Genomic DNA, 13,526 nt, shown 5'->3' with positions numbered 1-13,526 from the left:
GATCACGTCAACGTCTCCCACTCGTTCTCGAGCTCTGCCTCGAAGTCATCGATCTGGTCGTCGATGGACTGCTCCGCACGGGCCACCAACTCGCCCAGCGCGCGCAGCCAGGAGTCCGCGAGCGCACGGACCTCCGCCTCGTCCAGCACCCCGGTCGCGTACGTCCAGGTGGCGACGAGTTCCGAGCCGTCACCGACGTGGCGAGCACCGGTGTTGATCTCCAGCACGTGCGTCAGCGGCATGGCCGGATCGTGCTCCGGTCCGGTGTCCACATCGGATACCGGCGACCAGTCGGCGTCCTCGGCGGGGAAGGACCGGCCCAGGTAGTTCAGGATGATCTGCGGTCGGGCCAGCGGTTCCAGCACAGCCCGCGTGTCCGCGTCGAGATGACGCAGCACGCCGAAGCCGATGCCGTGATCCGGATGTGCCCGCACCTGCTCCCCGACCAGGCCTACCTGCGTCACGGCGTCGGCGGCGAACTCCAGCCGCAACGGGTGCACCGTGGTGAACCAGCCGACCGTGCGCGAGAGATCCGCACCCGGCACGAGCTCCTCTTCCCGGCCGTGCCGCTCGACGTCCACCAGCACGGATCGCCCGGCCGCTTGGACCAGCGCAGCGAGCAGCAGCTCGTCCACGGCGGCCGCGAACGCCGTGGGCACCGCCGTGAGCAGCGCGTCGGTGAGGTGCTTGGGCAACGTCACCGTGACCTTGCCCGACTCGGCGCGCGTGTCGCCGTCCAGCGCACGTGACCCCAGCAGAGGTTCCGGCCTCAGCGTCTCGACCCACCTCGGCAACTCGGCCACGCGGTCCTGCGTGGCGAGGGCCTTCGCCCAGCCGCGCAGGGAGGTCGCGACCGGTGCGAGCCGCGGCGCCACGCCGGACTTGATCGCGTGCCAGGCCTCGGCGAGATCGGGCAGCAGCACACCCCACGACACCGCGTCCACCACCAGGTGGTGCAGCACCAGCAACAGTTGGTGCCGGTCCTCGAACCAGACGGCCTGCACCATCACGCCGGCCCGCGGATCGAGGCGCCGGCGTGCCGCAACGGCCTCGTCCCGGATGTCCGCACGGGACACTCGGCGCAGCTCTACCTGGGTGCCGGGTGCGTCGATGTGAAGGGACCAGCCGCCACCGGCGCCGGAACCGGCGGATCGCAGCGCAGCGGGCTCGCCTCCCCCATCACCCGCGACGTCCAGCCGCATCCGCAGCGCGTCGTGGTGGTCGACCAGCGCCTGCAACACCTGCCGCAACTGCTCCTCAGTGGCCTCGGCAGGCACCCGCAGCAGGTACGACTGGCTGAAGTGGCCGATCGGCCCGCCGCGTTCGGCGAACCTGTGCACGATCGGCAGCAGCGGCAGGTCCCCGGTGCCGGGTTCCTGCGCGATGGGCTGACGCGCGTCCTGCGCCACCAGTGCCAGCGCGGCGACGGTCTGCTGTTCGAACACGTCCCTGACGGTGAACCGCAGACCCGCGCGGCGGGCCCTGCTCACCAGCCCGATCGCCATGATGCTGTCGCCGCCGAGTGCGAAGAAGCCGTCGTCGACGCCCACCCGGCCGGTCCGCAGCACCTCCGCGAAGAGGGTGCAGAGCAACGCCTCGGTGTCGTCGCCTGCCTCGCGGAACCCGGCCCCGGTGAACTCCGGTGCAGGCAGCGCCGCGCGGTCCAGCTTCCCGTTCGCGGTCAGCGGCAACGCGTCCATGACCACGAACGCGGCCGGGATCAGGTGACCGGGCAACGTCTTCGCGAGCTTCGTCCGGCTCGGCAGGCCGCCCACGACGTAGGCGACGAGCCTGCCGTCACGCACGACCACGGCGGCCTGCTCGACCTGCTCGCGCAGCACCGACTCGATCTCGGCGGGCTCGATCCGGAACCCGCGCAGCTTCACCTGGTCGTCCGCGCGGCCGACGAACCGCAGCTGGCCGGTCGCGGTCGGGCGGACCAGGTCGCCCGTGCGGTACATGCGACCGTGCGGTGAGGCGACGAACCGTTGCGCGGTCAGCCCCGGCCTGCCGAGGTAGCCACGAGCCAGGGAGGGGCCTGACACGTACAGCTCACCGGTCACACCCGGTGGCACCGGGCGCAGGTGGCGATCGAGCACGTGCACGCCGACGTTCGCGATCGGCCTGCCGATCGGCGGGATCTCCTCGCCGGTCAGCGGGGCGCTCGTGACCACGTTGACGGTGGTCTCGGTCGGGCCGTACGCGTTGATCATCGTGCGGCCCGCCGACCAGCGCCGCGCCACGTCCTGCGAGACCGCCTCGCCGCCCACGACGAGCGTGGAGACGGGCAGTTCGGCGTCATCACCGAGTGCCGCCACCACCGACACCGGCAACTTCGCGTAGGTGATCCGGTTGCTCGCCACGAAGTCCGCGAGGTCGGTGCGGTCCGGCATCACCACCAGCGTCGCGCCGGTCGACCAGGCCGTCCACATCTCCAGCACCGACACGTCGAAGCTGAACGAGGCGAACTGCAGCACGCGGCCGCCGGCGTCCACGCCGTGCTCGGCGGCGAGCGTCAGCAGGCTGCCGAACCCGCGGTGGGTGACGACGACACCCTTGGGCCACCCGGTGGTGCCGGAGGTGTAGATGACGTACGCGGGCTGGTCAAGTCCTATGTGGACGCTAGGTGCACTGCCGGGCAGCGTGCTCACGTCCGGGATTTCCCGCAGCACGAGGGCCGGTTGCGCGTCGGCGATCATGAACTCGATCCGCTCGGCCGGGTACTCCGGGTCGAGCGGCAGATAGGCGGCGCCTGCCTTCAGCACACCGAGCATCGCGACGAACGCGTCCGCCGTGCGGCCGAACTCGAGCGCCACCAGCTGTTCCGCGCCGATGCCCTGACCGATCAGCCAGTGCGCCACTCGGTTCGCCCGTGCGTCCAGCTCGGTGTAGGTCAGGGTGACGTCACCGCACTCGACCGCCACCGCGTCCGGTGCCCGCAGCGAGAACAGGCCGGGCAGCGGCAGTCGCGGGACGTCCGCACGAGCCCGCTGCTGTGGGACTTCGGCCGCGGTGAAGGCGCTCACCGCCTCGTCCGGCTCGGCCACCAACCGATCGAGCAACTGCACGAACAGATCCACGACGGACTGCGCGGTGGTGTGCTCGAACAGATCGGTGCCGTAGACCAGCTCGCCGTCCAGGTCGTCCGCGCGAACGTTGAACGTCAGGTCGAACTTGGCCGTGCCCAGGTCGAGGTCGTACCGCGTCACGTCCAGCCCCGGCAGCCGCCGGACGGCCTCCATGGCGGTGCGCCGGTCAGCGCCGTCGACGTTCAGCATCACCTGGAAGAGCGGATGCCGCGACATCGACCGCTCCGGCGCCAGCGCGTCCACGAGGCGTTCGAACGGCACGTCCTGGTGCGCGAACGCGGCCAGGTCGGTCTCCCGCACCCGCGCCAGCAGTTCGCGGAACGACGGGTCGCCCGTCAGGTCGTTGCGCAGCACCAGGGAGTTCACGAAGAACCCGATCAAGTGCTCCACGGCCTCGTCGGTCCGGCCCGCGACCGGGGTGCCGATCGGCACGTCGGTGCCGCCGTCCAGTCGTGAGAGCAGCACGGCCAGCGCGGCCTGCAGAACCATGAACAGCGTGACGTCCTCGGCCTGAGCGAGGGCGGTGATCCGGTCCCGCACCCCGGCGGGCAGGACGAATTCCACCCGGCCGCCGCGGTAGGACGGCACGGCGGGACGCGTCCGGTCCGCGGGCAGGGACAGCTCGGCAGGCAGGCCGCGCAGCGCGTCCGCCCAGAACGTCAGCTGCCGCGAGACCAGGCTCGCCGGGTCGTCCTCGGAACCGAGCAGTTCGCGCTGCCACAGCGCGTAGTCCGCGTACTGCACCGGCAGCGGTCGCCACTGCGGCGCACCACCCGAACGGTACGCCGCGTACGCCTCGGTCAGCTCACCGGCGAGGACCGGCAGCGACCAGCCGTCAGCGGCGACGTGGTGCAGCAGGAGCAACAGCACGTGGCTGTCCGGCCCGGTGGTGAACACCGTGGCCCGCACCGGCGGTTCGGAGGTGATGTCGAACGCGTACCGGGCGGCGGCGACGAGCTCCGCGTCCAGCTGTTCACCGGTCACCTCCGCGACGTCGAGCACCGGTCGCACGGACGGCAGCACGACTTGGTGCGCGCCCCCATCGTCGGCGACGAGCACGGTGCGCAGCGTCTCGTGCCGCCACACGACGTCACTGAGCGCTAGTTCCAGCGCGGCCCGGTCGAGGTCACCGGACAACCGCAGCGCGGCGGCGATGTTGTAGCCTGGGTTCGGGCCGTGCAGCTCGTGCAGCACCCACAAACGTTGCTGAGAAGCGGACAACGGCACGCGATCCGGCCGTTGCCGCCGCACGATCGCTGCACGATCGGACGACTCGGACGGCAACACGTCGTACAGCGCACGGACGGTCGTGTGCTCGAACAGGCTGCGGATCGGCACCTCGACCCCGAACACCGAGCGCAGGCGGCTCACGAGCTTCGTCACGAGCAGCGAGTGCCCACCCAGCGCGAAGAAGTCGTCCTCGACGCCGACCGACGGCACCCCGAGCACCTCGGCGAAAACCCGGCACAGCACCGCTTCCCTGCTGTCACGCGGCTCCGCGGTGCCCACGTGGATCTCCGGCGCAGGCAGCGCCTTGCGGTCCAGCTTCCCGTTCCCGCTCAGCGGCAGCTCGTCCAGCACCACGAACGCCGACGGCACCATGTGGTCGGGCAGCACCTCGCGCAGCGACTCCCGCGCAGGCGGCGTGCCGACGACGTAGCCCACCAGCCGGTCGCCGTCCCGCAACACCACCGCGGCCTCGGTCACCCCCGGCGACCGCAGCAACGCCGACTCGATCTCGCCCAGCTCAACCCGCTGACCGCGGATCTTGACCTGGTCATCGGTGCGTCCCAGGTACTCCAGGTACCCGCCGGTGCTCCAGCGCGCGAGGTCACCGGTCCGGTACATCCGGCCACCGAAGGGCGATGCGACGAACCGCTCCGCGGTGAGCCCCGGCCGTCCGGCGTACCCTCGCGCGAGCTGCACACCCTCGAGGTAGAGCTCGCCCCGCACACCCGGCGGCACCGGGTGCAGGTGCCGGTCCAGCACGTGGACCCGCGTGTTCCACACCGGACGGCCGATCGGCACCGGCGCGAGTCCCGTGTCGGCGGTGCACGGCCAATAGGTGACGTCGACCGACGCTTCCGTCGGCCCGTAGAGGTTGTGCAGCCCCCGGCCCAGAACCCGGTCGAACTGCGCCCGCAGCTCACCGGACAGCGCCTCACCGCTGCAGATCACCCGGCGCAGCCCGGTGCAGGACGCGGCGGCCGGTTCGGCGAGGAACGCCTGCAACATCGACGGCACGAAGTGGACGGTTGTGATCCGCTCCCGCTTGATGATCTCGGCGAGGTACGCCGGGTCGCGGTGCCCGTCCGGCTTCGCGAGGACGAGCACGGCACCGGTGATCAGCGGCCAGAAGAACTCCCACACCGACACGTCGAACCCGGCGGGGGTCTTCTGCAGCACGCGGTCCACGCTCGTCAGGCAGTACTCGTGCTGCATCCACGCGAGCCGGTTCACGATGCCGGAGTGCGGCACGACCACGCCCTTGGGTCTGCCGGTCGAGCCGGACGTGTAGATCACGTAGGCCGCGTTGCCGGGCAGCACGTCGGACCGCACCGGCGAGTCGTCCTGCGCCAGCAGCTCGTCGCGCACGGCCGGGCTGTCGAGCATGAGCGCGCCGTCCATCGGCGCGGCCGAGGTCGTGACGACCAGCGCGGGCTTGGCGTCGGCGAGCACGAACGCGTTGCGGTCGGCCGGGTGGCCGGGGTCGATCGGCAGGTACGCCGCACCGGCCTTGTGCGTGGCGAGCAACGCGATGACCAGCTCGGGCGAGCGTGGCGCGGCGACCGCGACCACCGCGTCCGGCCCCGCTCCGCGCGCGACGAGCAGCCGGGCGAGCCGGTTCGCTCGCCGGTCCAGCTCCGCGTAGCTCAGCGTGGTGTCCTCGAACACCAGCGCAGGCGCGCGGGGCGTGCTGGCTACCTGAGCGGAGAACTGGTCGGCGAGCGTCGTCATGGCGACGCGGTGCGCGGTGGCGTTCCACGACTTCAGCAACCGCGTGCGCTCGCCGAGCGCGAGCACGTCCATCCGCGAGATCCGCACGTCCGGTGCGATGGCCTCCAGCACCCGCAGCAGCCGCTCGGTGAAGATCTGCGCGGTGAGCCGGTCGTAGAGATCGGTGCTGTACAGCAGGACTCCGCGCAGGCCGCCGTCCTGCTGCTCGCCGAAGCCGAAGAGCAGGTCGAACTTCGCCACGCCCGCATCGGTGACCTCGGGCCGGATCTTCGTGCCCAGTCGGTCGCTCAGCGCCGCCGCGGTGCCGTCCTGGTCGGAGTTGTCGAACGTCAGCATCACCTGGAACAGCGGGTGCCGCGACATCGAGCGCTCCGGTGCGACCACCTCGACCAGGCGCTCGAACGGGACGTCCTGGTGGGCGAACGCCGCCAGGTCGCCTTCCCTGACCCTGGCCACGAGCTCGCCGAACGTCGGATCGCCGGACAGATCGGTGCGCAGCACGAGCGAGTTCACGAAGAACCCGACCAGCCGCTCGACCCCTTCGTCGGTGCGACCGGCGACCGGCGTGCCGATCGGGACGTCCGTCCCGCCGCTCAACCGGCCGAGCAGCACCGCCAGCGCGGCCTGCACCACCATGAACTCGGTGGCGTCGAACGACCGCGCGAGCTCGGCGATCCGCGACCGCACCGAGGCGGGCACGCTGAACTCGAACCGGCCACCGCGGTACGACGACACCGCCGGGCGCGGCCGGTCAGCCGGGATCTCCAGCTCTACCGGGATTCCCCGCAACGCTTCCGCCCAGTACGCCACCTGACGCGAGGCGAGGCTCGCGGGGTCGTCCTCGGAGCCGAGCAGCTCCCGTTGCCACACGGCGTAGTCCGCGTACTGGGCGGGCAGCGGCGACCACTGCGGGGCCACGCCCGCCGAACGCGCGCTGTATGCCGTGGCGACGTCGTTCGCGAGCACCGGCAGGGAAGCGCCATCACCGGCGACGTGGTGCAGCACGAACAACAGCAGCTGCTCGCCCCCCAGGTCGAACAGGTGCGTGCGCAGCATGACGTCCGAGGTCAGGTCGAACGGCTCGGCGCAGGCCGCGGACACCAGTCGCGCGAGCTCGGCCTTCGCCGCCCGCACGACGGAGAACGGCACGTCCCGGCGATCGAGGATCACCTGGTGCGGGCCTTCCGCGTCCTCGCGCAGCACGGTGCGGAGCACCTCGTGCCGCTGCACGACGTCACGAACGGCCCACTCCAGCACGTCCGCGTTCAGCGTGCCGGACACCCGCAGGGCGAACGACATCGTGTAGGTGTCGCTCGGACCCTCCAGCCGGTCGAGGAACCAGAGCCGCTGCTGGGCGAAGGACAACGGCAACCGCTCCGGCCGCGCGAGCGAGCCGATGCGCGGCCGCGACGACCCGGCGCTCTCCCCTACCACGGCCGCGAGCCCGGCCACGGTCGGTGTCTTGAACAGCTGGCGGATCGTCAGCTCCACGCCGAACACCGTGCGGATCCGGGCCACCAGCGCGGTGCCGAGCAGCGAGTGCCCGCCGAGGTGGAAGAAGTTGTCGTCGACGCCCACTGATGTCAGGCCGAGCACCTCCGCGAACAGTCCGCAAAGGATCTCCTCGCGCGGGTCGCGAGGTCCGCGCCCCTCGGTGGCGGTCACCTCGGGCGCAGGCAGCGCGGCGCGCTTCACCTTGCCGGACAGGTCGACCGGCAGTTCGACGAGGAACACGAACGCGCCGGGCACCATGTGATCGGGCAGCACCCCGCCGAGGTGCTCGCGCAGCTGCGAGACCGCGGGCCGCGGTCCCTCCGCGACGACGTACGCGACGAGCCTGCGCTCACCTCGGTCCTCGCGCAGCACGACGACGCACTGCCGGACGTGGGGGTGCGCACCGAGCGCGGCCTCGACCTCGCCGAGCTCGATCCGGAACCCGCGCAGCTTCACCTGGTCGTCGGCGCGGCCGAGGTACTCCAGTTCCCCGGTGCGGTCCCAGCGCACGACGTCACCGGTGCGGTACAGCCTGCCCTCGGCGAACGGGTTGGCCACGAACCGTTCCGCGGTCAGCGCCGGGCGGCGGAGGTAACCGCGCGCCAGCCCGAGTCCCGCGAGGTACAGCTCGCCGGGAACCCCTTGCGGCACCGGCCTCAACCGTTCGTCGAGCACGTACACCCGTGTGTTGGCCGACGGCGTGCCGATCGTCACCCGGCCCTCCGGCCGCAGCCGGGACCAGGTCGCGTCGACAGTGTTCTCGGTGGGGCCGTAGGCGTTGAACATCGGGTGCGCCGCCGCCCAGCGCGCGACCAGGCCGGGGTTCGACGCCTCACCGGCGACGATCACCGCGAGGCCCGCCGGCACGTCGTCCGGTGACATCACCGCGAGTGCGGCGGGCGGGATGGTGGCGTGCGTGATGCGGCGCTCGCGGAGGAACCGGGCCAGCGGTTCGCCGGGTGCGCGCTCGTCCGCCGAGGGCACGACCAGCGTCGCGCCGGACAGCAACGCCATGCAGATCTCGGAGACCGACGCGTCGAACCCGATGGACGCGAACTGCAGCACCCGGCTGTCCGGCGTGACGCCGAACGCCTCGATCTGCGTGGCGGCGAGGCTCGACAGGCCGACGTGCGAGACGACGACGCCCTTCGGCTTGCCCGTCGAGCCGGATGTGTAGATCACGTACGCCGGGTGCCGCGGATCGTGCCGGATGATCTGGCCCGCAGTGGTCTCAGCGCTCTCCGCCAGCCACTCCGGCGTGATCGTCAACGCGGGTCCGGCGTCCTCGAGGATCGTGCGCACCCGGCCCGCCGGGGTGTCCGGGTCGATCGGCAGGTAGGCGGCACCGGTCTTGAGCACGCCCAGCACCGCGGCGATCAGGTCGGCCGACCGCGGCAACGAGAGCGCCACCACCGTCTCCGGCCCAGCGCCCGCGGCGGCCAGCCGACTGGCGATCCAGGCGGCACGCTCGTCGAGTTCAGCGTAGCTGAGCGACACGGCGCCGTGCTCGACGGCGATCCGTTCCGGACCGAGCCGGACCTGTTCGGCGAACAGGTCCGGCAGCGGTCGGACCCGCACGGCACGTGCCGTGTCGTTGCGCTCCTCGACCGTCAGCCTGCGTTCGGCAGGCAGCAGCACGTCGATGTCGCCGACGCGCCGTGAGGGGTCGGTGGTCACCGAACCGAGCACCTGGGCCAGGCGGTCCACGAGGAGCAGTGCGGTCTCCGGGTCGAACAGGTCGGTGCTGATCCGGATGCCGCCGTTCATGCCGGCGGGATCGCCGCCTGCGGTGAAGTTCTCGCCCAGATCGATGGACAGGTCGAACTCCGCGCCGCCGGGGTCGGCGTCCAGCAGCGAGACCTCGAGGCCGGGCAACGCGTTCAGCGCGTTGATGCCGTCCTGGCGGAACGTGTTCTGGTAGCTGAGCATCACCTGGAACAGGGGGTGCCTGGCGAGCGACCGGTCGGGCGCGAGCACCTCGACGAGCTGCTCGAACGGCACGTCCTGGTGCGCGTACGCGGCCAGGTTGGTCTCCTGCACCCGTGCCAGCAGCTCGCGGAACCGCGGGTTTCCCGACGTGTCGGTGCGCAGGACGATCGTGTTGACGAACACGCCGACCAGGTCTTCCACCACGTCGGCGGTGCGTCCCGCGATCGGCGATCCGATCGGGATGTCCGTGCCCGCCCCCATGCGGGTGAGCAGCACGGCCATCGCCGCCTGCAACACCATGAACACGCTGGTGTTCGTCTCCTTGGCGAGGGCGGTGACGGCACCGTGCAATGACGCGGGCAGTTCGAACTCGATGCGCCGGCCGCGGTGCGAGGCGACGGCGGGACGAGGCCGGTCGACGGGCAGGGCCAGCTCGTCCGGCACCCCCGCGAGCGCGGTCTTCCAGAACTCGATCTGCTTGCTGATCAGGCTGTCCGGGTCGCGGTCGGAACCGAGCGCCTCGCGCTGCCACAACGCGTAGTCCGCGTACTGCACCGGCAGTGGCGCCCAGCCCGGCTCCGCACCGGTGGACCTGGCCGCGTACGCCGTGCTGACGTCGCGCACGAGCCGGTCCATCGACCAGCCGTCACCGGCGATGTGGTGCACGACGAGCAGCAGCACGTGCTCGTTGTCACCGAGCGCGAACAGGAACGCGCGCAGCGGCGTGTCTGCGGTCAGGTCGTACGGCCTGCGCGCGGCCGTACGTGCCTCGTCCAGCACGGTGTCCTTCGTGGACTCGATGACCGGCAGCTCCGGTACGAACGGGTCCAGCACGACCTGGGTCAGGTCGGTACCGTCACGCAGCACCGTGCGCAGGGCCTCGTGCCGGGCGATGACGTCGGTCAGCGCGGCCCGCAGGGCCTCCCGGTCGAGCCGGCCGGAGATCCGCAGTGCGGCCGGGATGTTGTAGGTCGCACCGGTCTCGTCGAGCCGGTCGAGGATCCACCAGCGGTGCTGCGCGAACGACACGGGCAGCGGGTCCGGGCGCTCCCACGGTCCGGTGAGCCGCGGCACGGAACTGGACTCCTCGCCCAGCGCCTGCGCGAGCGCGGCCACGGTCGGCGTCGCGAACAGCTGCCGCAGCGGCAGTTCGACGTCCAAAGTGGACCTGATCCGGGTTATGAGCTGCGTCGCCAGCAGCGAGTGCCCGCCGAGCTGGAAGAAGTCGGCGTCCACGCCCACGGTCCGGACACCGAGCACCTCGGCGAAGAGCGCGCAGAGCACCTCTTCGCGCGGAGTGCTCGCCGCACGACCACCCGCCACCTCGAACCGCGGCGCGGGCAGGGCGCGCCGGTTCAGCTTTCCGTTGCGTGTCAACGGCAGCCCGTCCAGCGTGATCAGCGCCGACGGCACCATGTGCTCCGGCAGCCGAGCGGTGAGCCACTCGCGCAGATCGCCGGGTTCGCCGACGACGTACCCGACCAACCGCTGATCTCCCGGTCGATCCTCGCGGACGACCACCGCGGCGCTCAGCACGTCCGGGTGCGCGATCAGCGCGGCCTCGATCTCGCCGAGCTCGATCCGGAACCCGCGCAGCTTCACCTGGTCGTCCGCTCGCCCGGCGAACTCGACGACACCGGCCGCGGTCCAGCGCGCGAGGTCACCGGTGCGGTACATCCGCGCGCCCTCCGGGCCGAACGGGTCGGCGACGAACCGTTCGGACGTCAGACCAGGCCGCCGCCAGTACCCGCGGGCGAGCACAGCGCCGGAGACGTACAGCTCGCCCGTGACCCCGATGGGCGCGGGCTGCAGGCAGCCGTCGAGCACGTACGCCCGCGTGTTCCAGAACGGCTTGCCGATCGGCACCGGCCCGTCCGGCACCACGGCACCGGCAGGGAGGTGGAAGTCGAGGCAGTTGACCGTCGCCTCGGTCGGGCCGTAGGCGTTGCACACCACCACGTCCGGGTGCCGCTCGCGCCACCCGGCGAGTTTGTGCCCGGTCAGGGCCTCACCGCCGATCACCAGCATCCCACTCGGGGAAGCGTTGTCCGGCAACGACTCCAGCATCCCGAGGTGGCTCGGCGTGACCTTCATGAACGTCGGGTCGGCTCCGCGCACCCCGTCCTCGGTAAGCTCGGCGATGCGCACCGCACCACCGGATACCAGCGGCGTGTACAGCGCGGTGACCGTGAGGTCGAACGACAGCGGCGAGTGCAGCAGCGACGACCCGCCTGCGGCCGGGTAGACCTCGCGGGCCCGCACCAGGTAGTCGCCGAGCGATCGGTGCTCCACCACGACGCCCTTGGGCCTGCCCGTCGACCCGGACGTGTAGATCACGTACGCCGCGTCGCCGCGCAACGGGAAGGACAGCTCGGCCTCCGCCGGCTCGGTCATGCCCGCCAGCACGTCCGGCGTCACCACGAGAACGGGATCGGTGTCGTCGAGGACGTACCGCATCCGCTCGGCGGGCTCGCCAGGCTCGATCGGCAGGTACGCGGCACCGGACCGCAGCACGGCGAGCAGCGTCACCACGGCGTCGACCGATCGAGGCAGCACCACCGCGACGAACGTGCCGGGGCGGGCACCGCGTGCGACCAGCCGCCTGGCCAGGTCGTCCACGCGCTCGCCCAGCTCGCGGTAGGTCAGGTTGTCCTCGCCACAGGCCAGCGCGGTCGCGTCCGGCGTCGCCGCGATCTGCTCCGCCAGCAGCTCGGGCAGCGTCGTCCGGCGGACCTGGCGCGTGGTGTCGTTCCACTCGACCAGCAGCCGGTGCAGTTCGGCGGGGTCGAGCAGGCTGACCGCGCCGATGGGCGTGGTGGAGCAGGCGAGCACGCCGTCGAGGAAGCGCAGGAACCGGTCGCGGTGCGCGCGCACCTCGTCGCGGGTGTAGCGGCCGGGGTTGGCGTCGAAGTCGACCCGCAGGCCGCTCACGCCGTCCGAGGTCCCGTAGACGTGCGCGGAGAGGTCCTTGACCCGGCCCGTGGAGAGCTGCCGGGCGACGACCGCCTGGCCCGCGAAGTCGACGGTCTGATCGAATGTCACGAGGTTCACGACCGGTCCGGTGACCGGGCCGCCCAGTGCGGCCTGCAGCTCGTCACCGGAGTACCGCTGGTGCCGCACCGCCTCGGTGAGCTGTGCGGCGGTCTGCTCCACGAGCTGCTCGAACGTCGCAGCGGGCCGCACGACCAGCCGCACCGGCACCTCGTTGGCCAGCATCGCCGGTGTCCGCAGCGCGAGAGGGGAGGTCCGCGCGGACACGGGCAGGCCGAGGACGATGTCGGTGCGGCCGGTCATGCGGTGCAGATAGGCGGCCATCGCCGCCACGAACACAGTCGTCCACCGGGTGCGCGCCCCGGCAGCGACCTCGCGCATCAGCTCGGACCGCGGGTCGGACAACCAGGTCGTCAGCGTGAGGTCGCTGTGCCCAGGAGCGGCCTGCCGGTCGGAAAGAGTGACAGGATCGGCGTCGTGGGCGAACTGGTCGAGCCAGTAGGCGCGGTCGCGGTCGTACCGCTGGGACGCCCCGTACTTCTCCGCCTCTGCCGTTACGTCCGCGAGCGCGCCGAATCCAGCGGCGGGCACGTCCTCGCCGTCGGACAGCGCGGTGTAGACCTCGGCGATGCGACGGCAGTGCAGGGTCTGGCCCCAGCCGTCGAGCACGATGTGGTGGTACCGGAAGTAGAGCAGATACCGCTGTGCGTCGAGGCGGATCAGCGCGTGCGCGAACAGCGGCCCGGTGGCGAGGTCGACCGCGACCGAGAGATCGCCGCGCATCCACCGGCTGGCCGCGCTCTCCGGGTCCTCCGCGTCGCCGAGGTCCACGAACCGCAGCTCCGGGACGTCGGCGAGCGGCACCTGGCGCACCCCGCCGGTGTCCTCGACGAACCGCACGCGCATCGACTCCGTGTCATCGACGGCGCGCGCCACCGCCCTGGCGAGCAGCGACGGCGACACCGGCCCGTCGAGTTCGAAGCAGACACCGCAGTTGTACAGCGGGCTCTCCGGCGCCTTCTGCTGAGCCAGCCACACCCCCAGCTGCGCATCGGTCAGGTTCAT

Annotated in this window: 1 protein-coding gene; it reads right to left on the bottom strand. The window is 71.7% G+C overall.

Annotated features, from left to right (window positions below):
- Nucleotides 1–2: 2 nt before the first annotated feature.
- On the bottom strand, nucleotides 3–13,526 hold the full coding sequence (locus tag JOF41_RS04765) for a non-ribosomal peptide synthetase (protein WP_209616391.1): 13,524 nt from the start codon (nucleotides 13,524–13,526) through the stop codon (nucleotides 3–5).

It is taken from the genome of Saccharothrix coeruleofusca (assembly GCF_017876325.1).
Classification (GTDB): Bacteria; Actinomycetota; Actinomycetes; order Mycobacteriales; family Pseudonocardiaceae; genus Actinosynnema; species Actinosynnema coeruleofuscum.
The sequence above is the reverse complement of the archived record's forward strand: the minus strand, read 5'-3'. Positions and strand labels throughout refer to the sequence as shown.

Excerpts from the sequence above, each read along its gene's own strand:
- JOF41_RS04765 (WP_209616391.1), bottom strand. The coding sequence starts at position 13,526 with ATGAACCTGACCGATGCGCAGCTGGGGGTGTGGCTGGCTCAGCAGAAG.